This window comes from Microbacterium sp. NPDC089320 (assembly GCF_040684875.1).
Lineage (GTDB): Bacteria > Actinomycetota > Actinomycetes > Actinomycetales > Microbacteriaceae > Microbacterium.
In genome coordinates, this window is sequence record NZ_JBFBGY010000003.1 from 96475 (window position 1) to 120160 (window position 23686).

Consider the following 23686-nt stretch of genomic DNA (forward strand, 5'->3'; position numbering starts at 1 on the left):
CGCGGCCGCCTCATTCGGGCGACGCCTCGGCGTCGCGCAGAGCTGCACCCGGGTCATCGCACCGGCACTGCTCGGGCGACCACGTCGAACGCTCCAGCGCCACGTCACCGATCGGGTTCACGCCGGGGCCGGCCGCGAGCGCGTGTCCGGCCAGTGCATGCAGGCACTTGACGCGGGTGGGCATGCCCCCGGCCGAGATCCCGTCGATCTCGGTGACATCGCCGAACTGCGCGCGGTCGGCGAGGTACGCCCGGTGCGCAGCGAGGTAGGCCGCGGCGACCCCCTCGTCGTCGGCGAGCAGCGCTGCGAGCTCGGGCATCACCTGCGTGGCCTCGAGAGTCGACATGGCAGCGGTTGCAGCCGGATGGGTCAGGTAGTAGAAGGTCGGGAACGGGGTCCCGTCGGGCAGTCGCGGAGTGGTGGCGACGACCGTGGGGTTGCCGCAGGCGCACCGGGCTGCGATGCCGACGACGCCGCGAGCGGTCCTTCCCAACTGGGCCGACACCACGGCGAGCTCGGCGGTCGTGGGGGCGGGGAAAGGCGGCGTGGTCACCCGTCCAGCGTACGGGAGCCGACCGAGAGGATGCTCGGAGCACGCGCCCCCACTGCCACGGGGTCGGGTCAGCGGACGACTGCGGCCGTGTCGCTCAGACCTGCCGACGTGAGGGTGCGCAGCAGCTGAGGCATCCAGTCGGAGGGAGTCTCCTCGAGCGTGTCGCTCACCGGCCCCTGCTGCTGTGGGAGCGCGGCAGGATCGAGGTCGTTGTCGATCAGGTACACGACCTCGCCGGGCTTGACGTAATACAGACGCTCGCGCGCCTGGGTCGTGATGTATGCCGGGTCGTTCCAGCGTTCGCGCTCTTTCTCGAGCGCGGCGATCTGATCCTCCGACACCTGGATCGATTCCTCGAGGGCCGAGATCTTCTGTCTCTGGTCGATGAAGGTGCCGAGCGTCGGCACCAGCACCCACGCGCCGAGCACGACGAGCGACAGCATGATGACGGAGAAGGCCGACAGGCGGATGCCGGAGGCCCACTCCCGCACATCGACCCTGCGGTCCTGCGCTCCGCGGTTCGCCGCGCCCCTGCTCGTCCGGCCCGTGGACCGCGGCCCGGTCGTCGCGGAGGACGCGCGCGATGCGCCCGAAGACGCCGAAGGAGGAGCCGGTCGTCGTGCCACGGCCCCTCCTTCGTACGCGCCGCTCAGGCGGCGTCTGTGTGTCTGTGCTGCGTTCAGCCCTGGTAGCGCGGGAACGCGGAGCGGCCGGCGAAGACCGCGGCGTCGCCCAGCTCTTCCTCGATGCGCAGAAGCTGATTGTACTTCGCGACGCGCTCGCTGCGAGCAGGCGCACCCGCCTTGATCTGACCCGCGTTCGTCGCGACGACGAGGTCGGCGATCGTGGTGTCCTCGGTCTCACCCGAACGGTGCGAGAGCATGGCGGTGTATCCCGAGCGCTGAGCCAGGCTGACCGCGTCGAACGTCTCGGTGAGCGTTCCGATCTGGTTGACCTTGACGAGCAGGGAGTTCGCGACGCCGCGCTTGATGCCGTCGGCGAGACGCGTCGGGTTCGTGACGAAGAGGTCGTCTCCGACGAGCTGCACCTTCGAGCCCAGAGCGTCGGTGAGGAGCTTCCAGTTGTCCCAGTCGTCCTCGGCGAGGGCGTCCTCGATCGTGACGATCGGGAAGTCGTTGACCAGTCCCTGGTAGTACTCGATCAGCTCGGGGCCGGTCCAGTCCTTGTTGTCGAGGCGGTAGACGCCGTCGCTGAAGAACTCGGTGGCTGCGACGTCGAGGCCGAGCGCGATCTCGGTGCCCGGCTTGAATCCGGCCTTCTCGATCGCCTTGACGAGGAAGTCGAGGCCCTCGCGGTTGCTGGGCAGGTCGGGGGCGAAGCCGCCCTCGTCGCCGAGGCCCGTCGCGTAGCCGGCGGCCTTCAGCTCGCCGCGCAGCACGTGGTAGGTCTCGACGCCCCAGCGGAGCGCCTCCGAGTAGGTCTCGGCGCCGATCGGAGCGAGGAAGAACTCCTGCATGTCGATGCCGTTGTCGGCGTGCTCGCCGCCGTTGATGACGTTGAACAGCGGAACGGGCAGCACATGCGCGTTGGGTCCGCCGAGGTAGCGGAACAGGGGCAGATCGGCCGAGTCGGCGGCGGCCTTCGCGACGGCGAGGCTGACGCCGAGGATGGCGTTGGCGCCGGTGCGCTGCTTGTTGTCGGTGCCGTCGGTCTCGATGAGGATCTCGTCGACGATGCGCTGCTCGCTCGCCTCCACGCCCTCGAGCGCCGGTCCGAGCTCGTCGATGACGGCGTCGACGGCCTTGAGCACGCCCTTGCCGCCGTACCGGCTCTTGTCGCCGTCGCGCAGCTCGTACGCCTCGAATGCGCCGGTGGATGCACCCGACGGGACGGCGGCCCGCTGGACTACGCCGTCGTCGAGGAGCACCTCCACCTCGACGGTCGGGTTTCCGCGCGAGTCGAGAATCTCGCGTGCGCCTACAGCCTCGATCAGTGCCACTGATGTGCTCCTTGCTCAGAGAAAAGGTGTGTGGAGCGTCGTCGATCCGCGCCCCAGTCTAGCCCGCCCGCTCCGCCGCCCCCGGGTCGGCGTCGGAGGGTCACACGACGACGGCGAGCGCGACGCCGTCCCAGCCCTTGACGCCGACCGTCTGCAGCGCTGTGGCGTCGAAGCGCGGGTCCTCGCCCAGCATCCGCAGTGCGTCCCTGGTGCCGACGACCTTGGGATCCGTCGCGTCGTCGCGGACGATCTCGCCCTCTCTTCCGATGTTGTCGAGCACTACCACCGTTCCCGGATGACCCAGCTTCGCCGCCCAGTCGAGATAGACCGTGTTCGACTCCTTGTCGGCGTCGATGAAGACGAGATCGAAGCCGCCGACCAGGGTGGGAAGCACATCGGCACCGCGGCCGATCCGGATGTCGACACGATCTCCGACCCCGGCGGCATCGATGCTCGCGCGAGCCACGGCGGCGTTGTCCGCCTCGGCCTCGACCGTGACGACCCGACCCTCCGGCCCCACCGCCCGTGCGAGCCAGATCGTCGAGTAGCCGCCGAGCGTTCCGATCTCCAGCACGCGGCGAGCGCCGCTGATACGGGCGAGGAGGTTGAGGAGCTTGCCTCCGACCGGTGCGACCTCGATCTCGGGGAGACCGGCATCGCGTTGGGCGGACAGCGCCGCCTCGAGCTGCGGATCATGACCGACGAGGAGATCGGCGAGATAGGTGTCGGCATCCGACCAGGCTGCGGGAGTGGGTTCCATGCCCTCAGCAAACCGCGACGCCTGAGGAGCGTCAAGAGGCGTGCTGCCCCCGTCCGGTCCCTGGAACGGAGAGCAGCTGCTCGGTCGCGCCGGCGAGCTCGGGTTGACGGCGGAACTGGCCGGCGAGGGCCAGCGCGGCGATCACGACCGCCGCGACGATCCATCCCGCGATGCCGAGCGGGCCGGCGAGTGCGAGATCGGGCTGCGCGGCGGCGAAGATCAGGACGAGTCCCGCCGCGGCGTTCAGCGAGCCGTGCGCGAGGACCGCCGGCCAGACCGAGGCCGAACGCAGGCGCAGCCATCCCAGCAGCACGCCCCAGGTCACGCAGCCGCCGATCATGAACAGCACCCCCGTGATGTCGGTGCGACCGAAGTTGTAGCCGAGCAGGATCAGCGGGCTGTGCCAGACGCCCCACACCGCCCCGCTGATGAGAAGGGTCGGCCACGTGCCGAGCGGGCGCAGCGCGGGAACCAGCCATCCGCGCCACCCGAGCTCTTCGCCGAACGCCAGCACGCTGTTCACGAGGGCGCCGACGGGGATCAGCAGGATCTGCGAGATCACGACGATCTCGACCGGGGGCATCGGCGCCCCGGCGGGCAGGGCCTTCGCGATCTCGGCGGAGAACGCCGGGAAGGTCGGGTCGAGCCGCACCCACCCGAGGGCCGCCGCCACCACGATGCCCAGGACGACGAGAAGCGGGGGAACGAGCCAGCCGGCCACCATGAGCCAGACGACCCGCCGGGCGGGGCGCAGCGGCCAGACGCCCAGGAAGCGGAGACGCTCCCCCGGAGCCGGCACGCGCAGGGCGAAGGTGACCACGAGCGCGGCGACCGCGGGGGTCATCATCATCGCGGGCAGGAGGAACCAGGCGCTGGGCTCGGCGAGGCCGTCGCCCAGCCACAGCGGCAGCGCGACCAACCACGCGAGTCCGCACGACAGCGCGACGAAGACGACGACGGATGCAGCTCTGACACGACTCATGGGTTGTCTCGCCTTCTCGCTCTCTCGGTCTCGATGCGGGGCTCGGTCATCGGGATGCCGCGGCGGCCAGAACGGATGCCGCGGTGGAGGCGTCGTCGACCGTGACGACGAACACACGACCGTCGGTGCGCGTGACCTCGATGGCCTCGCCGGCGCGCAGGACGAACCCTCGGCGGCCGTCGGTGCCGAAGCGATAGCCCCACCCTCCGAACTCGGCGAACGGGTCGACCTGAATCGCCCGAGCGCTGGCGATGTCGGCGGCGGGGATCTCGAGACGCGGCCACCCCGCGACGGATCGCACCCGGAGACCCGCGGAGCTCGCCCGGACCCGGAACGACAGCCCGGTCGCCACGAGGAGCGCGAGGACCAGCGCGATGACGGCGACGATCCACCCGGCGGCCACGCCGCGGGCGAGCAGCAGCACGCTCATCGCGATCGTGAGGAAGACGCCGATTCCGAGGACGACCTGCCCGCCGCGGGCCACGCTGACGCTCTTGATCCACACGGCACGCTCGTGATCGGCGAGAGTCAACGGCGCGGCCGGAGGCTCGGACGGGTCGGACTCGAACGGCACCTTCGGCTGCGCGAACCACCCGACGAGCCCGAGCCCGGCCGCGATCGCGAACATCGCCGGCACCCACGGAGTGATGTCCGCGGCCTCGGTCGCATCGGAGAGCCCTCGCTGGGCGGCGGTGGAGATCATGGCGAGCATCGACATCATGCCCGCCATCGCGAGGCCGGCCGCGCCGAGGAGCCGAGCCGTCGCCGACCACTGCGGCTGCGGGCTCGCAGCATCCGAGCCTCGCCGAGGCAGCCTGTGCGAGAACAGGGCGATGACCGCGAAGAGCGCGATGCTCCCCCCGCCCAGGACGATCAGCACGACCAGAGGCGTCCACCGGGGCCCGAAGCCGTCGGCGCCGTCAGGACCCCAGTGGATCGCCGCAGGGTCGGGGACCTCGGGCAGCCAGGCCAGGACGATGATGGCGGCGAGCGCGATCATCGCGATGGGCACGATCACCCCGACCCACCAGAAGGCGGTGCGGGCGCGGCGGATCTCAGGGGTCATGAATCGGTCTCCTTGATGAGGGCGGCCAGGGTCGAGGCCGAGAGCCCGAGGGACGCGGCGCGGGCGACCAGCGCGGCGATGTCCTGGGACAGCTCGGCGAGCGGAGACGCCGCGGCGGACACGACCGCTCCCCTGCCACGGCGCAGATCGATGAGCCCTTCGTCCCGCAGCTGCTGATAGGCGCGGAGGACGGTGTGCAGGTTGATCTCCAGCGCCTCGGCGAGTTCACGCGCAGCGGGGAGACGGTCGCCGGGCACGAGGCGGCCGGCGAGCACGTCGGACCGGACGGATGCAGCGACCTGGTCGAAGAGCGGCCGGGCACTGTCGGGGTCGATGCGGATCAGCATCCCGTCTCCAATCTTCTAGTAGTTCTACATAAACTATAACAACTGTCGGAACCCTCCAGCGAGCTTTGTCCGGATCGGCGCGTCGGCCACACTGGCCCCATGCGCATCACTCCCCGTCGTCTCGCCGCGGGCATGAGCCTGTGGATCCCCAATCTGTTCAGCGGCATCCGCGTCCGCCGCTTCAGCGAGGACTGGACGCACGCCTCCGTCGAGCTGCACGTCAACGTCTTCACCCGCAACTACGTGAAGACGGCGTTCGGCGGCTCGATGTCGGCGATGACGGACCCGTACTTCTTCATGCTCGTGATGCACCAGCTCGGTCGGGACTACGTCGTCTGGGACACACGGGGCGAGATCGAGTTCCTCAAGCCCGGCCGCGGAGTGCTGACCGCGGAGTTCGAGGTCAGCCGCGAGCGGGCCGAGGACATCCGCGAGCGGGCGCACGGCGGCGCGAAGGTGCTCGAGTGGTTCGAGACCGTCATCACCGACTGCGACGGAGACGTCGTCGCGAAGGTGCGTCGAGAGGTCTACATCCGCGAGAAGCAGCGCGTCACCGCCGCTCGGACCTGACCGCCACGGCGACACCGGTCGTTCACCCGGACATGACACGATGACGGGGTGCCCCTCGCCCGCCGTCTGACACTCGCCGACGCCGTCGCCATCGGCCTCGGTTCGATGATCGGCGCCGGCGTGTTCTCGGTGTGGGCTCCGGCGATCGGCGTCGCCGGCAGCGGCATCCTCATCGCCCTGGCGATCGCGGCGATCGTCGCCTACTGCAACGCGACCTCCTCGGCGCAGCTCGCCGCGGTGCACCCCGTGGCGGGCGGCACCTATGCGTACGCCAGGGCCGAGATCGGCCCGTGGTGGGGATTCGTCGCCGGCTGGAGCTTCGTGGTCGGCAAGATCGCGAGCTGCGCCGCGATGGCTCTCACCTTCGCGGCCTACGCCGCACCGCAGGGATGGCAGGTGCCGGTCGCGGTCGCTGCGGTGGTCGCTCTCGCGGCCCTCAACTGCTTCGGCGTCACGCGCACCGCGCTCGTCACCCGCGCCCTCGTGGTGTGCTCGCTGCTCGGACTCGCCATGGTGGTCTCGGTCGGTCTCGGCGGGTCGTCATCGGCCGAGCCCGCTCCCCTCGCGGATGCATCGGCATACGGCGTGCTGCAGGGCGCCGGTCTGCTCTTCTTCGCGTTCGCGGGGTACGCGCGCATCGCGACGATGGGCGAAGAGGTCGTCGATCCCGCCCGGACGATCCCGCGCGCGATCGCCCTCGCGCTCGGGGGCACGGTCGTCGTGTACACGCTCATCGCGATCACGGTCGTGGTCGTGCTCGGCGGCGACGCGGTCTCGAGCGGTGCTCCTCTGGCCGATGTCGTCGCAGCCTCCGGGTGGACCGCTCTCACCCCGGTCGTCCGCTTCGCCGCGGCCGCGGCCTCGCTCGGCGCGCTGCTCGCCCTCCTCACCGGCATCGGCCGCACGACACTGGCGATGGCTCGTGAGGCGGATCTGCCCCGCTTCCTCGCGAAGGTCGACGAGCGCTGGCACGTGCCCCGGCGTGCGGAGATCACGATCGCGCTCATCATCGTGGGGATCGTGCTCGTCGCCGATCTGCGTGACGCGATCGGATTCTCGTCGTTCGGCGTGCTCCTCTACTACCTGATCGCGAATGCTGCGGCGTTCCGCCAGACCGCCGCCGATCGCCGCTACCCGCGCGCGCTGCAGGTCGTCGGTGCGCTCGGCTGTCTCGTGCTGGTGAACACGCTGCCGGTGCTGGCGTCGGTGATCGGCACCGCGGTCGTGCTCATCGGCGTGCTGTACCGGGTGATCCGGCTGCGGCTCGCACGCTGATCAGGACTGCGCGCTGGAGGCGGCCCGGTACGTCCGCGGTGCGATGCCGAGCACGCGTCGGAAGTCGCGGCTGAGATGGGCGTGATCCGCGTACCCCAGGTCGGCGGCGAGCGCGGCGAGATCCGCCGCCGGGTCGATGCGAAGCTGCTCCGCGGCCTCCTGCAGCCTGCGGCGACGGATCATCGCCGCAGGCGACACACCGACGTGGCGATGGGCAATGCGCTGGAGCGTGCGCGTCGAGACCGCGAGTCGGGTCGCGGCCTCCTCGACCGAATCGGCCGCCCCCTCCCCCATCAGCACATCCACGAGTGCGTTCGCCTGCCTCGCGCCGTCATCGAGGGGTCCGACCCGACGCGCGAGCCACTCCGAGAACACCGCGACCCCGCGTTCACGATGTCCCTCCCCCGATGCCATCACCGCGCTCACCGCGTCGGCGAGCGCGGGCGCGTCGACGGGCTGTGCGGAATCGACGAGCGCGGCAGGCTCGTCGACGAGCGCAGCGACGGCCGCCGGTCGAAGCAGCGCACCCACCGCCCACCCCGTGCCGGTCAGGTCGCGGTGCGACCCTCGCGTCGTCGCACCCGACAGACTCACCTCACCGTTCTCCACGACGAGGTTCAGCGCCGGGTACCCGACGATCTCCTGGCGGGACGATCGCCCCGGCTCGATGCTCCACTCGGGGATCCAGAACCACACCGCGAGATCGCGCGCTGCGGCCGCTGGCGGCAGGCGATGGAACTCCGGCAGCCGCGCCGGGTACAGCACACCCCGCGTGTCACGCATGGCTGATCACCGGCGAGACCTCCACCGCGACCCAGACGGCGGACATGATCGCTCCGAGGCAGTCGACGTCCATGCCTCGACCCTAGGACCCGACGCGCGATCGTGTCGCGGATGTTCAAGCGCGCCGCGATGCGTGCTCCCTACGGTGGCTGCATGAGCACCGAGAACAGCGCCGGCGTGACCGGCGAGCACACGACAGACGGCCGACCGCACAGCGCGACCTCCCTCACCCCGTTCCTCGCCATCCCGCGGGCACGCGACGCGATCGACTTCTACCGTGACGTCTTCGGCGCTCGTGTCATCGACGTCACCGAGTTCGGCGGAGTCGTCGCCCACGCCGATCTCGACTTCGGGCTCGGCCGCCTGCAGCTGGGCGAGCCGAGCCCGGACTATCACCTCGTTCCTGCGCCGTCAGGAGACGATGACTGCTACTCGATGGGGCTGTACGTCTCCGACGTCGACACTGTCGTCGAGCGGTCCGTCGCCGCAGGCGCGACCGTGCGCGAGGCTCCGTCGGCATTCGTGTCGGGAGACCGCTTCGCCAGCATCCGGGATCCGTTCGGCGTGCGCTGGTCGCTGATGACCCGGGTCGAAGACCTCTCGGACGAGGAGAGCGCGCGGAGGGTCGCAGACTGGGCGGCGTCGTTCAGCGCCGCGTCGTCTGACGACGCGAGCTGAGCGCCCGCCCGGCCGCGAGGCACGCGGCAGGAAGCAGCGCCTCGGCGGTGCGTCGATAGCCGAGCGGACTCGGGTGGAAGCGATCGAGGCTGAACATCGCATCCGGGTCGTCCAAGAACATCGGGCCGACCGCGCGGCGGAGGTCGACGGGGTACGCCCCTTCGGCACGGGCGGCGTCGGTCTGCACCCGGGCGAGCCGACGCGACATGCTCGACATCAGGCGTCGCAGAGGCTGCGGCACCGGGCGGAGCGCGCCGAGATCCGGGCAGGTGCCGACCACGACCTCGGCGCCTCGGGCGCGCAGCCGCCGGACGGCATCGCGCAGGTGCTGCGCCGAGACGGCGATCGGGATGCGGTGGGTCACATCGTTCCCCCCGACGACGATCACGGCGAGGTGAGGCGAGTAACCGTCAGGCAGTGCGGCGAGCTGGGCGGCGAGGTCGGGCGATTCGGAGCCGACGACGGCGGCGGTGCGCAGTTGGACAGGTCGGCGCATCCGACGCGCCAGCCCTTTGGCGAGTCGACCGCCCAGCGTCTGCTTGCGGCGCTCGGCCCCGAGGCCTGCGGCCAGAGAGTCGCCGAGCACGAGCAGATCGATCGGGATGCCGTCGAGTGAACGTCGCCACACCCGATCGGCGTCGATCGATTCCTCACCGAGCGGCTTGCCGATGCGGCGACGCGCGATCGCCGCCTGACGGATGAGGACGACGCGGATTCCGGCGACGGCCGCCACTGAGGCAGCTCCCACCACCGCGAGGGCGACGAACGGCGGTCGGCTCATTCCCCGATTCGACCCGAAACCCGTGAACGCCGAGTGAACGGCATCCGCTCGCGATCAGGACAGGGGCTTGAGATCCAGATCCGAGGCGCCCGACGAGACGGTCGCGAACTCCGTGTAGCCGTCGGCGGCCGAGCGCTCGAGCAGAGCCTTCACGTTCTTGGTACGCCGTTCCAGTCGCACCCGCGCACCCGATCGCACCAGGCCGGCCTTGTGCGACACGAGTTCGGCGACGGGCACGTCGGCGTCGTGGATGAGCACGACCGCGCGTTCGCCGGCATCCGCCCCCGCCGTCACGAGGTCGACCAACCGCTCGAAGCCGAGCGAGAACCCGACGGCCGGGACCTGCTGGCCGAGGAAACGGCCGATCATGCCGTCATAGCGGCCGCCACCGCCGAGCGAATACGACACCGAGGGGTGCGCCAGCTCGAAGATCGTGCCCGTGTAGTAGCCCATGCCGCGCACGAGGAACGGGTCGAACACCAGCGGGATGTCGGTCGCACCTCGCCCGGCGGCCACGGCCTCGCCGATCGCGACCAGGTGCTCGACGATCTCGTCCGGGGCTCCGTCGGGAAGCGCCTTGCGGATCTGCCGTTCGCCGAAGGGGGTGTACTCCCTGGTCTGAGGGCGCAGGAGGAAGGCCTCGAAAGCGTCGACGGCCGACGGCGCAGAACCGCGCTCGCGCAGCTCGGCGGCGACGCCGTCCGGTCCGATCTTGTCGAGCTTGTCGATCGTGATCAGGACGCCGGGGCGCTCGTCGCCGGTGAACCCGAAGCTGTCGAGCATCCAGTCCAGCGCTCGGCGGTCGTTGATGCGCACGGTCGCACCCTCGAGCCCCAGCGCGTCGACCGCATCCAGCGAGGCGACCATGAGCTCGGCCTCGGCACGCGAGGAGTCATCGCCGATGATGTCGATGTCGCACTGCACGAACTGGCGGTAGCGCCCCTTCTGCGGACGCTCGGCACGCCAGACAGGACCGATCTGGATGGCGCGGAACACCCCGGGAAGCTGAGCGCGGTTGCTCGCGTAGAAGCGTGCGAGCGGCACCGTGAGGTCGTATCGCAGGCCCAGGTCTGCCAGCGCGCTCTGGTCGCCCGCCGCCTCGCGGACCGCCTCGGCATCCAGACCGCGGCGCAGCACGTTGTAGGCGAGCTTCTCGTTGTCGCCGCCGATGCCGGCGTGCAGTCGCGAGTACTCCTCCAGCGCCGGGGTCTCGATCTCGTCGAAGCCGTGCGAGCGGTAGCGATCACGGATCACGGAGAGGATGCGCTCACGGCGCGACTTGTCGGCGGGGAGGATGTCGCGCATTCCGCGCGGCGGATTCACAGTAGCCACGCCTCCATCTTTCCAGGTCGGCGGGGCAGGCCGTGGCCTCAGACCGCCGATTCCGCCGCGCGCACCTCGGCCTCCACCGCTCGGAGACGCTCTCGCAGCGCCCGCTCCGCATCCCAGCCCTCGGCGCGCGCGACCGAGACGAGCCGGAGCAGCGCGTCGCCGAGCTCGGCCTCCGACGACGGCGCAGGCGCGGTCCCGTCTGCATCGGTCGCGGCGACGACCACGCCCGCGCCCTCCGCACGACCGACGACCTTCTGCGCCAGGGCCAGCGCCGGCATCCCGCGCGGGATCCCCTCGAGGACGCTGCGCCTCGTGCGCTTCTCGGCAGCCTTGGCGGCGTTCCAGTGGACCAGGACCTCTTCGGGCGTCGTCGCGACCTCACCCGCGAAGACGTGAGGATGCCGGCGCACCATCTTCTCGGTGAGCGTGGCCGCCACGTCGTCGATGTCGAACGGATCGTCAGGGTCCTGCGCGGCGATCGCGGCGTGGAACAGCACCTGCCAGAGCAGGTCGCCGAGTTCTTCGCGCAGGTCGGCCCGCGTGCCGCCCTCGACCGCGTCGATCACCTCGTGCGACTCCTCGATGAGATACGGCACGAGATCGCGATGGGTGATCTGCTGCGACCAGACGCAGTGCTCGCGCACCTCGCGCATGGTCTCGGCTGCGGCGCGCAGCGGGTCGCGACTCGATCCACCGTCGAGGTCGGGCTCTGCACTCATCGGTCCTCCTTCGTGCGCCACGCGGCGCACCCTGTGATCACGACGCGACGACGCCCCGTCGTCGGTATGTCCGGGCACGGAGCGATACGACGACGCCCGACAGCACGAGAGCCGCCAGCGAGCCGACGAGCACACCGAGGATCGCCTGGTCGCGGGTGCCCGCGTCGGCGGCGAAGGCCAGGTTCGCGAGCAGCAGCGACACGGTGAATCCGATGCCCCCGAGTGCGCCGGCGGCGACGATGTCGGCGAACGGCAGCGCGGGCGCCGCGCCGCGGGGTCGGATCCGCATCGCCAGCCACCCGAACAGCGAGATGCCGATGATCTTGCCCACGGGCAGGGCGACCACGATGCCCCAGAAGGCGGGCGAGAGCTCCGTCGGTGCGAGCGCCGGGATCACCACGAACGCGGCGACGAAGGCGAAGATCGGCAGGATCGCGCCGTTCACCGTCGGCTCGAGCACGTGCCGGGTGCGCGCGGCCGGCACTGGCGCCATCACGAGGCCGAGCATCACGCCGGCGATCGTGGCGTGGATTCCCGACGAGGCGACGAGCCCCCAGGCGACGACGCCGACGACGATCATCGCGAGTGCGATGCCCGGATGCCCCTTCGCGTGCAGCAGCCGGCTCAGCGCCCAGAACACGGCGACCGCCACGACGGCGAGCGCGAGGAAGAGCCACTGCACGTCGTGGGCGAAGAGGACGGCGATGAAGATGATGCCGATGATGTCGTCGAGGATCGCGAGCGCGAGCAGGAACACGCGCACGTTCGAGGGGAGCCCTCGGCCGAACATCGCGAGCACGCCGAGCGCGAAGGCGATGTCGGTGGCGGTCGGGATCGGCCACCCGGTGGCGGTGGCGGAGTCGCCCGCGATGAGGAGGTAGACGGCGATGGGGACGAGCACACCGCCAGCTGCGGCGATGGCCGGCTGCACGGCTTTGCTCAGCGAGTCCAGCTCCCCATGGGTGAGCTCGTGTCGCAGCTCGATCGCCACGACGAGGAAGAAGATCGCGAGAAGGCCGTCGGAGACCCAGTGCTCGATCGACAGGTCGAGCATCGTGCCGGGGATCGCGATGTGGACGTCGAGCACCGCCGCGAGCGCGTCGTGCGTCGGGAGGTTGGCCAGAAGCAGTCCGAGCCCTGCCGCGACGAGCAGCAGGACAGCCGGAAACTGCTGACCGCGGAGGGGGTTCGCCGAGATGCGCATCCTCTCCATGCTAGTTCTCGGTGCTCTCGCTCGTCTCACATCGTCATGCGTTCCGAGCACGGCCCCGACCCGGGATACTCTCGAACCGTGACCCCCGAACACGCCTTCCCCGAGCCCACCGACACCTCGGCCATCCGCATCATCGGCCGTTTCGAAGCGGGCCGCGGCATTCCGGATGCCATGCGCACCGACGTCAGAATGCTCGGCGCCCTTCTCGGTCAGGTACTGCGCGAAGCAGGCGGCGACGACCTCTTCGAGGACGTCGAGCGCCTGCGGCTCGCGACGATCCAGGCCTACGACGAGGAGACCTCTGACGCCTTCGAGCGCGCCGCCGCGATCGCCGAGTCGTTCAGCATCGCGCGCGCCGATGAGGTCGCCCGGGCGTTCACGTGCTACTTCCACCTCGTCAACCTCGCCGAGGAGCACCAGCGCGTGCGTGTCCTCCGCGAGCGTGCGGGCCAGCCGGGACGCGAGGATGCGGCGGACACCGTCGCCACCGCCTATGCGCGCCTGAAGACCGAGGTCGGCGACGACGAGGCGCGCCGCCGCCTCGCGGGTCTGCGCTTCCATCCCGTGTTCACAGCCCACCCGACCGAGGCGCGCCGTCGCGCGGTGTCGTCGAGCATCCGCCGCCTCTCCGAGCTGCTCACCCAGCACGACGCCGCGAGCGAGGGCGGTTCCGAGCAGCACCGCGCCCGCCGGAGGATGCTGGAGGAGATCGACACCCTCTGGCGCACCGCACCGCTCCGCGCCGAGAAGCCCTCGCCGACCGACGAGGTCCGCACGGTCATGGGCGTGTTCGACGAGACGCTGTTCACCACCGTGCCCCACGTGTACCGGCGCATCGACGACGCGCTGCGCGGCGATGACTCCGGCGCGAGCGCCCCGGTCGTTCCCGCGTTCGTGCGCATCGGCTCATGGGTCGGTGGCGACCGCGACGGCAACCCCTTCGTCACGGCATCCGTGACCCGAGAGGCGTCGCAGATCGCCTCCGATCATGTGCTGCGAGGACTCGAGCGCGCGCTCGAGCGCATCGGACGCACGCTCACCCTCGACGGCGAGGACACCCCGGCGAGCGACGAGGTGTCGGCGCTGTGGGAGGCCTTCGCCGCGGCAGAGCCGCAGGTCGCCGACGAGCTCGGCGCTCGCTCCCCCGGCGAGCCGCACCGTCGCGCGCTGCTGGCTCTCGCGCATCGGGTCGGCGCGACACGGCGCGGCGACGAGCAGCGCTACGCGCGCCCCGAAGAGCTTCTCGACGATCTCCGGGCCGTGCAGTCGTCCCTGGCGGATGCGGGCGCGAAGCGTCACGCGTTCGGCGGCGTGCAGCACCTGATCTGGCAGGTCGAGACCTACGGGTTCCACCTGACCGAGCTCGAGGTCCGTCAGCACTCTCAGGTGCACGCCAAGGCCCTCGCCGAGCTCGAGGCCGGCGAGGCGATCAGCGCCCAGACCGAGGAGGTGCTCGAGGTCTTCCGCGCGATCGCAGACATCCAGCGTGACCGGGGTCTGCGTGCGGCCGGCCGCTATGTCGTGTCGTTCACCCAGGCGGCCTCGGACCTCGCCAACGTGCACCGTCTCGCGACGCACGCGCTCGGAGACGACGCTCCCGTGCTCGACGTGGTGCCCCTGTTCGAGACCTTCGCCGACCTGCAGGCGGCACCTGGCATCCTCGCCGAGGCCGTGACCTTCCCGGAGTTCCAGGCGCGTCTCGCCGCGACCGGGAACCGCCTCGAGGTCATGCTCGGGTACTCGGACTCGTCGAAGGACGTCGGCCCGGTCGCCGCGAACCTCGCTCTGTACGAGGCCCAGGAGAAGATCGCCCAGTGGGCGAAGGACGAAGAGATCGAACTGACCCTGTTCCACGGTCGCGGCGGCGCCCTGGGCCGAGGCGGCGGCCCCGCGAACTCGGCCATCCTCGCGCAGCCCCCGCACTCGGTCGACGGCCGTTTCAAGCTCACCGAGCAGGGCGAGGTCATCTTCGCCCGATATGGCGAACCGGCCATCGCGATGCGCCACATCGATCAGGTCGCGGCGGCGACGCTGCTCGCCTCCTCCCCCAGTGTGGAGAAGCGCACGAGCGATGCGGCCGCCCGGTTCGCCGACATCGCCGCCGTGATGGACGCCTCCTCTCGCGAGCGCTTCTTCTCGCTCGTGAAGGCCGAGGGCTTCGCGCCCTGGTTCGCGACGGTCACCCCGATGGAGGAGATCGGCCTGCTCGCGCTCGGCTCCCGCCCGGCGCGACGCGGCCTGTCGGTCGAGTCGCTGGAAGACCTCCGCGCGATCCCGTGGGTCTTCGCCTGGACGCAGGCCCGCATCAACCTCGCCGGCTGGTTCGGACTCGGCACCGCCCTGGCCGCGGTGGGCGACGAGGCGCGTCTCATCGAGGCCTACCGCGACTGGCCTCTGCTGCGCACCATGATCGACAACGTCGCGATGAGCCTCGCGAAGACCGATGAGCGCATCGCCCGTCAGTATCTGGCGCTCGGCGACCGCGACGACCTCGCCCAGCTCGTGCTCGACGAGATGGTGCTCACGCGCGAGTGGGTCATCCGGCTCACCGGCGGCGTCGGCCTGCTCGAGAACAAGCCGATCCTGCAGCGCGCCGTGCAGCTGCGCACCCCGTACGTCGACGCTCTGTCGCTGCTGCAGCTGCGCGCCCTCCGCGCGCTGCGCGCTCCCGCCGAGGCGACCGGGTCGGGTGCCGAAGACGAGCAGAAGCGGCTTCTGCTGCTCTCCGTGAGCGGCGTCGCGGCCGGGCTGCAGAACACCGGGTGAGTGCCCGCCGTCGCGGCTGAGCGAGTGCATACCGGTGTGAAGGATCTCTCTTCGGCGTGCCCGCTAGAGTGAAAACTTCGCCGCATCCGGCGCACCCTCACGCGACACGATCGCACGCAGCACCATCCCCCGATCAGAAAGCTCATTTCGCGTGACCTCTCCGTCTTCCGCCGACTTCCATCCGCTCGCCGATGCCGTGCAGCCCGTGTTCGACACGGTGCTGGCCCGCAGCCCGCACGAGCCCGAGTTCCAGCAGGCCGTGCACGAGGTGCTGAACTCGATCGCGCCGGTGCTCGCCCGGAACCCGCATTTCGTCGACGGCGGCATCCTCGAACGTCTGGTGGAGCCCGAGCGGCAGATCCTGTTCCGAGTGCCCTGGGTCGACGATGCCGGACGCCTGCAGGTCAATCGCGGCTACCGCATCCAGTTCTCCTCGGTGCTCGGCCCCTACAAGGGCGGGCTGCGCTTCCACCCCTCCGTCAACCTGTCGATCATCAAGTTCCTCGGCTTCGAGCAGATCTTCAAGAACGCGCTGACCGGTCAGGGCATCGGCGGCGGCAAGGGAGGCTCGGACTTCGACCCGCACGGCCGATCGGATGCCGAGATCATGCGCTTCTGCCAGTCGTTCATGAATGAGCTGTACCGTCACCTCGGCGAGCACACCGACGTCCCCGCGGGTGACATCGGCGTCGGCGGCCGAGAGATCGGCTACCTGTTCGGCCAGTACCGCAAGATCACCAACCGCCACGAGTCGGGCATGTTCACCGGCAAGGGCACCGGATGGGGCGGCGCCGAGGTGCGCACGGAGGCGACCGGCTACGGAGCGGTGTTCTTCGCTCAGGAGATGCTCGGCGTGCACAGCGACTCGCTCGACGGCAAGCGCGTGGGCGTCTCGGGTTCGGGCAACGTCGCGATCTACGCGATCCAGAAGGCCTCCCAGCTCGGAGCCACCGCGGTCACCGCATCCGACTCGTCCGGGTATGTCGTCGACGACGCCGGTATCGACGTCGACCTGCTGCGTCAGATCAAGGAGGTCGAGCGCGCCCGCATCGTCGAGTACGCGAACCGCCGTCCCGGTGCGCGCTTCGTCGAAGGCGGCAGCGTGTGGGAGGTCCCGGTCGACATCGCCGTGCCGTCGGCGACGCAGAACGAGCTCGATCTCGACGCCGCCGAGGCCCTGATCGCCAACGGCGTGCGGGCCGTCTCGGAGGGCGCGAACATGCCCTGCGTCCCGGCCGCCGTCGATGCGTTCCAGCGTGCCGGCGTGCTCTTCGCGCCGGGCAAGGCCGCGAACGCGGGAGGCGTCGCGACCTCGGCTCTCGAGATGAGCCAGAACGCCTCCCGCCAGCGGTGGAGCTTCGACGCGAGCGAGAACAAGCTGCGTGAGATCATGGCCGACATCCACCGCGCCGCGTTCGATGCCGCCGAGCGCTACGACGTCGCGGGCGACTACGTCGCCGGTGCGAACATCGCAGGGTTCGAGCGCGTCGCCGGAGCGATGCTCGCGCAGGGCGTGATCTGACCCTCCGACCTCGTTTCGAATCGCGCACTTCGCAGATTTCGATCATCGATTCCTGCACAGTGCGCGATTCGAAAGAGGGTGAGCCTCGTCAGCGCTCGTCGACCGGCGCCTTCACGACCTTGTTGAACCCGGTCACGGCCTGGTTCTCGTCGAACGCGACCACCTTCTTGCGGAAGCCCCTGGTGATCACGGCGAGGTAGATCACGCCGAGAGCGGTCCAGGTCAGCCCGCCCACCAGCGCGTCCTGATGCAGGTTGGCCCACAGCAGACCGGTGAGGAGCATGCCGATTCCGGGCATGACGATGTAGTTCACGATGTCACGGGGTGTCTTGCGGCGTCCCTTGCGCACGGCGAACCAGGCGATCACCGAGATGTTGACGAAGGTGAACGCGATCAGGGCCCCGTAGTTGATCCAGGCCGCGATCAGCTCGAGCGTGAACGGGATCGCGAGCAGGGAGATCGCGCCGACCAGCACGATGTTGAAGGTCGGCGTGTGGGTGCGCGGGTTGATGTAGCCGAAGGCCTTCTGCGGAAGGACGTTGTTGCGTCCCATCACGAGCAGCATGCGCGAGACCGATGCGTGCGAGGCGAGACCCGAGGCGAGCGTCGCGCAGAAGCCGGCGGCGGTGAGCACGGCCATGAGCACGTTGCCCCCGACGAGGTTTCCGATGATCGGCAGCGTCGAGTCCTCGACGTACTGCATGTCGCCACCCGGTGCGAACTCGTTCCAGTCCGGGAAGCGCAGCTGAGTGACGTATGCGGCGACGAGGAAGATCGCGCCGCCGAGCAGCACGGTCAGCAGGATCGCCTTCGGCATCGTCTTGGGGTCCTTCGCCTCTTCGGCGTACATGGTCACGGCGTCGAACCCGATGAACGAGAAGCAGACGATGGTCGCGCCCATGAGCACGGCGCCGATCGTCGCGCCGTCGTGGATGAACGGCGCAGCGGATGCGATGGTGCCGGCTCCTTCGCCGCGCATCAGCTGCGCGACGACCATGACGACGAACACGACCATCACGACGATCGAGAACACGAGCAGGATCATGTTCATGTTCGAGGTGCCGCGCATGGTCATGTAGATGATGCCCGTGACGAGGACGCAGTACAGCACGACCCAGATCCATCCGGGGATGTCGGGGAACAGCGCCTCGAGGTAGCTGCGGATGATGAGGCAGTTGACCATCGGGAGCAGCACGTAGTCGATGAGCGAGGTCCAGCCGACCATGAAGCCGAGGTTCGGGTGGATCGACTCACGCACGTAGGTGTACGCGGACCCGGCACTCGGGATGGCGCGGGAGATCTTGCCGTAGCTGATCGCGGTGAAGACCATCACGACGAGGGCGACGAGATAGGCCGCCGGGACGACGTTGTCGGTGTCGCGAGCCACCATGCCGAACGTGTCGAACACGACGGTCGGCGTCATGTAGCCGAGTCCGAGGCCGACGATCGCCCAGAGGCCGAGGTTGCGACGAAGCGTCCCTCCGCCCTGCGCGAGCGGCTTCGTCTTGAGGGGCGTGACCATGAGTACTCCTTCGGGAACAGCGCATGGGTCGGATTTCGGGCGATCCGACACTGACGCTCAGTATGTACCCGAGATATTCGTCAGCGGAAGAGCGGATCTGATTCGAAATACGCATTTAACATGACGAGAACCGACTCGATTCGAAGACCCGGTGGATCACCAGCCTTCTGTGAGCACGCGATCGAGCATCGCGACGACATGGTCGGCGCTCCCGACCGACAGGCAGAGCGGCGGTTTGATCTTCAGCACGTTCGAGCGCTCCGAGGTGGTGAGCACGATCACCCCGAGTTCACGCAGCCTCTCGCAGATCGCGGCCGCCTCGGCCGCCGCCGGTTCCAGCGTCTCCGAGTCGCGCACGAGCTCGACCCCGAGATACAGGCCCTGCCCGTGCACAGGGCCGACGATCGGATGCCGCCGCGCGAGCGCCCGGAGCGCCTCCGCGAGATGCCGACCGACGTCGAGCGCGTTGCGTTGCAGGTCGTCCTCGACCATCGCGTCGAGGACCGCGAGGCCGACGCTGCAGCTGAGCGAGCTGCCGCCGCCCGACGAGAAGAACTGACCCTGATCGCTCAGTGCGTCAGCGATCCTCTTCGAGGTGATCACGCCGCCGATGGGGAAGCCGTTGCCCATCGGCTTGGCGATCGTGACGATGTCGGGCATCACCCCGGACTGCTCGAACCCCCAGAACGTGGACCCCATGCGGCCGAAGCCCACCTGCACCTCGTCGGCGATGCAGAGTCCGCCGCGTGAGCGCACGAGTTCGTACGCACCGGCCAGATAGCCGTCGGGCAGGATCACCCCGCCCGCGTTGCCGAGCACGGACTCGCACACGAACCCGGCCGGATCCCTGCCCTCGGCCGCAAGGCGGTCGAGGTCGGCGGCGAGGTCGGCGAGGTACCGCTGCGCCGTGTCCTGGCCGCGATACGTGCCGCGGAACGCGTTGGGCACATCGGCGACGTGCACCCAGTCGGGACGCGTCGCGAGCGCATCCGGATTGTCGTAGGCGCTGGTCGTGACCGCATCGCTCGCCATGGTCCACCCGTGATAGGCCTCCCGGAGCGCGACCACGGTTCGTCGTCCGGTGGCCGCCTGCGCGAGACGGATGCCGAGGTCGACCGCCTCCGAGCCGCTGTTCACGAGCAGCACGGTGTCGAGGCCGCTCCCCTCGGGCATGAGCGCGAGCAGTCGCTCGCTGTACTGCGCGAGGCCACGGAACAGGAATCTCGAGTTGGTGGCGAGCGTCTTCAGCTGACGGTCGGTCGCGGCTGCCACTCCCGGGTGCCCATGACCGAGGCCTGCGACGTTGTTGACCATGTCGATGTAGCTGCGACCGGTCGTGTCGACGAGGTGGTGCCGCCACCCTCGCTCGATCTGCGGTGGATGCTCGTAGTACCGCTCCTGCGCGGCCGCGAAGATGCGTTCCCTGCGCTCAAGCTCCTGTCCGGCGTCATCGCGCTGCGCGAAGGATCCGAGGCCGAGCAGCGGCGCGGGGTCGGCGGTGAAGCGGCGCCAGGCCGCGACGCGTTCAGGGGTGACGAGACGAGCCGCGATCGGCTCGTGCGGGAGCGGGGACGGAAGAGGCGGGGCATCCGCTCGTGTCACCCCGATGACCATCGTCCGGTTCTCGAACGACGCGGCGAGCCTGCCGATGCTCTCGCCCCTCTCGACGCGGCCGCTGCGATTCGGCTCGATGTCCATGCCGCGCAGCTCGAGTCGCCACCCGCCGTCGAGCTCGATGCGCACGCCGTCGTCGGTGGGCTTCAGGTCCCCTCCGACCGGTGCGGTCAGCCGCGACGACGGACCGGGGGCGACATGCACCTCGGTCTCGACGGGCCAGGTAGATGCAGCGCTCGCGGCGTCGACGGTCGTCCGGGTGAGCCGGAAGGCGCCGTAGGGAACCACGGCCGCACGCGCACCCTGCGCGTGAGCGTCGGCGATGAGGGTCGCCTCGGCGTCCGGACGGGACCAGCGACCGGCATCGAGCCCTTCGGCTTCCACCCGGGGGTCGACCACGAGGACTCGACCGTCGAGGTCGGGAAGCAGCATCGACAGTTCCCGACGGGCGGGCTCGGAAGCCTCCGTGGCGACCGAGTCGGCGACCGCATCGGCATCCGGAGTCTCGGCGTCCGGAGTCTCGGCATCCGGAGTCTCGGCGTCCGAGATCTCGAGCTCCGCTGACGCGAACCCCAACCGGGCGAGCACGTGCTCCGACATCTCCGCAAGCGGCAGGGCGGTCGCCGCGTCGAAGATCGCCTGCTCCCCCTCGATCCGCTCGCGGGCGTAAACGTTGTCTCCGTCGATCGCGAGCTGCCGCCAGCCGCTCGCGACGAGCAGAGCCGCCCTCAGCACGACCAGCGGCCACACCGCTGTCGCCTCGTCGCGGGTGAGCGGGGCATCGGCGTGGAACGCGGCGACGGTGTCGAGCGCACGAAGCGGGCGATCGGGCTCATGGTGCAGCATCGACGAGACACAGACAGCCAGTTCGGCGACCCGCCAGCCGAGACCCAGGTCGCCGAGATCGAGCACCGTGTGCGGATGCAGCCGCGAGTCGGCGCCGCGCACCCCCGTGACGTTGTCGTCGGTGAGGTCGCCGTGGATCGGCTGAACGGGCAGCCCGGCTGCGACGATCGAGACGGCGGCGTGCGCCTCGTCTGCTGCCGTGCGCACGCGCACACGCAGTGCGGCCTCGGTCACTGCGGGAGCCGATGCGATGATCTGCTCGTATGCGACGCGCATGTCCCACATCTGCTCGCGGTCGAGCCCGGGATGCACGAGACCCGCGAGTGCGTTCGCGGATGCTGCCGCGAGTGTGCCGAACTCCGCCATGACGACAGGAGCGAGATAGCCCGCGTCGACGATCGGCTCGCCCTCGGCGAACTCGCTGCGTCGCACGGCGAATCCTCGCCAGCGCTGGGTGAGCTCGCCGTCGCGCCCGGGAAGCACGGCGGGAACCGGAACGCCCGCCGCGCGGTACGCGTCGAGCGCGGCATGCTGGGCGGCCCGCGCATCGTCGCCGAACACCGGGTTGTCGATCCGCAGGACGCTGCGCGATCCGTCGGGTTCGACCAGCACGAAGTTGCGGTCCTGGTTGCTCCCGAGCTCGCGCGCTTCCGTCTCGATGCCGTAGCACTCTCGAGCGATCGCCGTTGCGTCGGCCGCAGTCACCTCGGGTCGGACGAGCCCCTCCCCCGCACTCACCCTCGGCCCGCCGCGCGGCCACCTGCGTCGAGTCGCACATCGTCGGCATGGCGGGCCAGCGAGCTGCCGTATCGCTCGGTCAGCTGGACCATCAGGTCGGGGGTGTCGCGATCCACGCCGAAGACGTGTCCCGGGAAGTCGAGCTCGGGCTGGGCGGCCGAGATCTCCTCCTCGCGGTCGGGAGAGAGGAGCTGCACGGGATCGCCGACCGCGACCCAGCCGATCGGCACGACCGTTCCGGACGGCAGCACCGCGCGTCGATGCACGATGGCGTTCACACGGACTTCGCACCGATCGCCGACCAGCGCGCCGTTGAAGATCCGGGCGCCCGACGCGAGGAAGACCTCTTCGCCGACGGTCGCGCCCGCGACGCTGGCGAGGGTCCCGACGAGCGTGTGCGAGCCGATGTGCACGGCGTTCGCAGCGGTCGCCCTGATGAGGGCGTTCTCCATCACGATCACGTGCTCACCGAGCGTGATGGGCCCGCCTTCGGCGGTGATGACGGCGCCGTGCAGAATCTGGCAGTTCGGCCCGATGGTGACGTCTCCGGAGATCACGGCGGTCGGAGCGACGACGGCGGTGTCATGGATCCGGGGCCGAGCCCCGAGGTGCTCGTACAACATGACGCCAGCGTAGTGGTGCACCGCACGCGGCGAGAAGGCCGAGGGGGTCGTCCTGCTACGCTGACGCCCATGCAATGCCGGTGACTCGATCCCTCCTCCGCCTTCGGCTGCCTCTCCGCACGCCCCGGCATCCTCGATCGAAAGGCACCGCCTCATGCACTCCACCGACCTTCCTCTGCTCGGGCGCACCGCGCTGGTGACCGGCGTCTCTCGCAGACGCGGCATCGGATTCGCGACCGCCACGACGCTCGCCTCCCTCGGCGCGAACGTCTTCATCCACCACTTCCGCCCGCATGATCTCGATCACCCGTGGGGCGGCGACGATCTCGACGCCGTCCGCGCCGGCATCCGGGACTCTCTCGCGTCGGGTGCGGTGATGGGCGACGCCGAGGCGGACCTCCGTGACCCCGACGGCATCGAATCGCTGCTCGATGCGGCGTCCTCGTTGTCGGGGCGACTCGACATCCTCGTCTGCAACCAGGCGATGAGCGGGGGCGACGGGACGATCTTCGACATGACGGCCGCCCGGCTCGATGCGCACTGGCAGGCCAACGCGCGCGCATCGCTGCTGCTCACGGCCGGTCTGGCGGGTCGGGTGCGGCATGGACTCGGCGGAGCGGAGTCCCCCGTCGCCCGACCCGGCGACAGCATCCCCTCGCTCGGCCCCTTCGAGAAGCCGACGGCGCGCGTGATCTGGATGACCTCCGGTCAGGGCCATGGGGCGATGCGCGGAGAGATCTCCTATGCCACGAGCAAGGCTGCGTTGGCGGGCATCACCCGGTCGACGGCCGCGGAGCTTCTCGATGTCGGAATCGTGCTCAACACCGTCAACCCCGGTCCGGTGAACACGGGCTACCTCGACGCGGACACCACCGATCGCGACCTCTCCGGCGTCGACGAATGGATCGCCGGCACGCCGTTCGGTCGCGTCGGCCGTCCCGACGACCCGGCCCGCCTGATCGGCTGGCTGTGCACCGACGCCGGCACGTGGGTGGTGGGTCAGGTGCTGACCACCGACGGCGGGTTCTCACTGTGA

General features: G+C 70.0%; 21 protein-coding genes. 6 read left to right on the forward strand and 15 right to left on the reverse strand.

Annotation, left to right across the window (positions count from 1 at the left end; all coding sequences use genetic code 11):
* Positions 1-10: 10 nt before the first annotated feature.
* From AB0N61_RS09080 to AB0N61_RS09110, 7 genes are all read right to left on the reverse strand, one after another.
* Positions 11-553 carry a DUF501 domain-containing protein gene (locus AB0N61_RS09080; protein ID WP_363363330.1) on the reverse strand — a complete coding sequence of 181 codons (543 nt, stop codon included), beginning with the start codon at positions 551-553 and terminating at the stop codon, positions 11-13.
* Positions 554-621: 68 nt separating this feature from the next.
* A complete protein-coding gene (locus AB0N61_RS09085; RefSeq protein WP_363363331.1) occupies positions 622-1179 on the reverse strand; it encodes a septum formation initiator family protein in 558 nt (185 codons plus the stop codon).
* A gap of 53 nt (positions 1180-1232) precedes the next feature.
* Complete coding sequence (gene eno / locus AB0N61_RS09090; protein ID WP_363363332.1) at positions 1233-2513, reverse strand: phosphopyruvate hydratase; 1281 nt, start codon at positions 2511-2513, stop codon at positions 1233-1235.
* Positions 2514-2613: 100 nt separating this feature from the next.
* Positions 2614-3273, reverse strand: coding sequence for an O-methyltransferase (locus AB0N61_RS09095; protein ID WP_363363334.1), 660 nt, complete (start codon positions 3271-3273; stop codon positions 2614-2616).
* Between the two features lie 31 nt (positions 3274-3304).
* On the reverse strand, positions 3305-4255 hold the full coding sequence (locus AB0N61_RS09100) for a CPBP family intramembrane glutamic endopeptidase (RefSeq protein ID WP_363363336.1): 951 nt from the start codon (positions 4253-4255) through the stop codon (positions 3305-3307).
* 46 nt (positions 4256-4301) lie between these two features.
* Positions 4302-5321 carry a DUF1648 domain-containing protein gene (locus AB0N61_RS09105; protein ID WP_363363337.1) on the reverse strand — a complete coding sequence of 340 codons (1020 nt, stop codon included), beginning with the start codon at positions 5319-5321 and terminating at the stop codon, positions 4302-4304.
* The gene (locus AB0N61_RS09110; RefSeq protein WP_363363339.1) at positions 5318-5668 is read right to left on the reverse strand and encodes a GntR family transcriptional regulator; all 351 of its coding nucleotides are present in this window, start codon (positions 5666-5668) and stop codon (positions 5318-5320) included. The genes AB0N61_RS09105 and AB0N61_RS09110 overlap by 4 nt, the downstream gene beginning before the upstream one ends.
* Positions 5669-5767: 99 nt before the next feature.
* On the opposite strand from AB0N61_RS09110, the gene AB0N61_RS09115 reads away from it, so the two are divergent.
* Positions 5768-6238 carry a DUF4442 domain-containing protein gene (locus tag AB0N61_RS09115; protein ID WP_363363341.1) on the forward strand — a complete coding sequence of 157 codons (471 nt, stop codon included), beginning with the start codon at positions 5768-5770 and terminating at the stop codon, positions 6236-6238.
* 48 nt (positions 6239-6286) lie between these two features.
* On the forward strand, positions 6287-7513 hold the full coding sequence (locus AB0N61_RS09120) for an amino acid permease (protein ID WP_363363343.1): 1227 nt from the start codon (positions 6287-6289) through the stop codon (positions 7511-7513).
* On the opposite strand, the gene AB0N61_RS09125 is transcribed toward AB0N61_RS09120, so the two are convergent.
* On the reverse strand, positions 7514-8296 hold the full coding sequence (locus AB0N61_RS09125; protein ID WP_363363345.1) for a helix-turn-helix domain-containing protein: 783 nt from the start codon (positions 8294-8296) through the stop codon (positions 7514-7516). It lies immediately after the preceding gene.
* Between the two features lie 153 nt (positions 8297-8449).
* Between AB0N61_RS09125 and AB0N61_RS09130 the strand changes: the two genes are divergently transcribed.
* The gene (locus AB0N61_RS09130) at positions 8450-8974 is read left to right on the forward strand and encodes a VOC family protein (protein ID WP_363363346.1); all 525 of its coding nucleotides are present in this window, start codon (positions 8450-8452) and stop codon (positions 8972-8974) included.
* Here AB0N61_RS09130 and AB0N61_RS09135 read toward each other — a convergent pair.
* The 4 genes from AB0N61_RS09135 to nhaA all read right to left on the reverse strand — a co-directional run bounded on the left by AB0N61_RS09135 (position 8943) and on the right by nhaA (position 13010).
* Positions 8943-9755, reverse strand: a complete 813-nt coding sequence (locus AB0N61_RS09135) for an SGNH/GDSL hydrolase family protein (protein ID WP_363363348.1) — start codon at positions 9753-9755, stop codon at positions 8943-8945. The two genes, AB0N61_RS09130 and AB0N61_RS09135, sit on opposite strands and share 32 nt — an antisense overlap.
* A gap of 54 nt (positions 9756-9809) precedes the next feature.
* Positions 9810-11060, reverse strand: a complete 1251-nt coding sequence (locus tag AB0N61_RS09140; protein ID WP_363364225.1) for an ATP phosphoribosyltransferase regulatory subunit — start codon at positions 11058-11060, stop codon at positions 9810-9812.
* Positions 11061-11125: 65 nt separating this feature from the next.
* Positions 11126-11806, reverse strand: coding sequence for a MazG family protein (locus AB0N61_RS09145; protein ID WP_363363349.1), 681 nt, complete (start codon positions 11804-11806; stop codon positions 11126-11128).
* A 37-nt stretch (positions 11807-11843) separates the two neighbouring features.
* Positions 11844-13010, reverse strand: coding sequence for a Na+/H+ antiporter NhaA (gene nhaA / locus AB0N61_RS09150; RefSeq protein ID WP_167946739.1), 1167 nt, complete (start codon positions 13008-13010; stop codon positions 11844-11846).
* Positions 13011-13097: 87 nt separating this feature from the next.
* Here nhaA and AB0N61_RS09155 point away from each other — a divergent pair, with 87 nt between their 5' ends.
* Together AB0N61_RS09155 and gdhA are read left to right on the forward strand one after the other, a co-directional pair.
* On the forward strand, positions 13098-15785 hold the full coding sequence (locus tag AB0N61_RS09155; RefSeq protein WP_167946449.1) for a phosphoenolpyruvate carboxylase: 2688 nt from the start codon (positions 13098-13100) through the stop codon (positions 15783-15785).
* Positions 15786-15936: 151 nt separating this feature from the next.
* Positions 15937-17307, forward strand: a complete 1371-nt coding sequence (gdhA, locus tag AB0N61_RS09160) for an NADP-specific glutamate dehydrogenase (protein ID WP_363363351.1) — start codon at positions 15937-15939, stop codon at positions 17305-17307.
* Positions 17308-17395: 88 nt separating this feature from the next.
* On the opposite strand, the gene AB0N61_RS09165 is transcribed toward gdhA, so the two are convergent.
* The 3 genes from AB0N61_RS09165 to AB0N61_RS09175 form a co-directional block, all read right to left on the reverse strand.
* The gene (locus AB0N61_RS09165; RefSeq protein ID WP_363363352.1) at positions 17396-18829 is read right to left on the reverse strand and encodes an APC family permease; all 1434 of its coding nucleotides are present in this window, start codon (positions 18827-18829) and stop codon (positions 17396-17398) included.
* Positions 18830-18985: 156 nt separating this feature from the next.
* Positions 18986-22027: an aminotransferase gene (locus AB0N61_RS09170; RefSeq protein ID WP_363363353.1), complete on the reverse strand. Its 3042-nt coding sequence runs from the start codon at positions 22025-22027 to the stop codon at positions 18986-18988.
* On the reverse strand, positions 22024-22650 hold the full coding sequence (locus AB0N61_RS09175) for a gamma carbonic anhydrase family protein (RefSeq protein ID WP_363363355.1): 627 nt from the start codon (positions 22648-22650) through the stop codon (positions 22024-22026). Before AB0N61_RS09175 ends, AB0N61_RS09170 begins: the two co-directional genes overlap by 4 nt.
* Before the next feature lie 154 nt (positions 22651-22804).
* Between AB0N61_RS09175 and AB0N61_RS09180 the strand changes: the two genes are divergently transcribed.
* The gene (locus AB0N61_RS09180; RefSeq protein ID WP_363363357.1) at positions 22805-23686 is read left to right on the forward strand and encodes an SDR family oxidoreductase; all 882 of its coding nucleotides are present in this window, start codon (positions 22805-22807) and stop codon (positions 23684-23686) included.

What these genes read in the sequence shown, in the direction of transcription:
- AB0N61_RS09110 (WP_363363339.1), bottom strand. Translation starts at nt 5,668, where the DNA reads ATGCTGATCCGCATCGACCCCGACAGTGCCCGGCCGCTCTTCGACCAG.
- AB0N61_RS09180 (WP_363363357.1), top strand. Translation starts at nt 22,805, where the DNA reads ATGCACTCCACCGACCTTCCTCTGCTCGGGCGCACCGCGCTGGTGACC.
- AB0N61_RS09175 (WP_363363355.1), bottom strand. Translation starts at nt 22,650, where the DNA reads ATGTTGTACGAGCACCTCGGGGCTCGGCCCCGGATCCATGACACCGCC.
- AB0N61_RS09115 (WP_363363341.1), top strand. Translation starts at nt 5,768, where the DNA reads ATGCGCATCACTCCCCGTCGTCTCGCCGCGGGCATGAGCCTGTGGATC.
- AB0N61_RS09105 (WP_363363337.1), bottom strand. Translation starts at nt 5,321, where the DNA reads ATGACCCCTGAGATCCGCCGCGCCCGCACCGCCTTCTGGTGGGTCGGG.
- AB0N61_RS09095 (WP_363363334.1), bottom strand. Translation starts at nt 3,273, where the DNA reads ATGGAACCCACTCCCGCAGCCTGGTCGGATGCCGACACCTATCTCGCC.
- AB0N61_RS09165 (WP_363363352.1), bottom strand. Translation starts at nt 18,829, where the DNA reads ATGGTCACGCCCCTCAAGACGAAGCCGCTCGCGCAGGGCGGAGGGACG.
- AB0N61_RS09145 (WP_363363349.1), bottom strand. Translation starts at nt 11,806, where the DNA reads ATGAGTGCAGAGCCCGACCTCGACGGTGGATCGAGTCGCGACCCGCTG.
- AB0N61_RS09100 (WP_363363336.1), bottom strand. Translation starts at nt 4,255, where the DNA reads ATGAGTCGTGTCAGAGCTGCATCCGTCGTCGTCTTCGTCGCGCTGTCG.
- nhaA (WP_167946739.1), bottom strand. Translation starts at nt 13,010, where the DNA reads ATGCGCATCTCGGCGAACCCCCTCCGCGGTCAGCAGTTTCCGGCTGTC.
- AB0N61_RS09140 (WP_363364225.1), bottom strand. Translation starts at nt 11,060, where the DNA reads ATGCGCGACATCCTCCCCGCCGACAAGTCGCGCCGTGAGCGCATCCTC.
- AB0N61_RS09125 (WP_363363345.1), bottom strand. Translation starts at nt 8,296, where the DNA reads ATGCGTGACACGCGGGGTGTGCTGTACCCGGCGCGGCTGCCGGAGTTC.
- AB0N61_RS09130 (WP_363363346.1), top strand. Translation starts at nt 8,450, where the DNA reads ATGAGCACCGAGAACAGCGCCGGCGTGACCGGCGAGCACACGACAGAC.
- AB0N61_RS09135 (WP_363363348.1), bottom strand. Translation starts at nt 9,755, where the DNA reads ATGAGCCGACCGCCGTTCGTCGCCCTCGCGGTGGTGGGAGCTGCCTCA.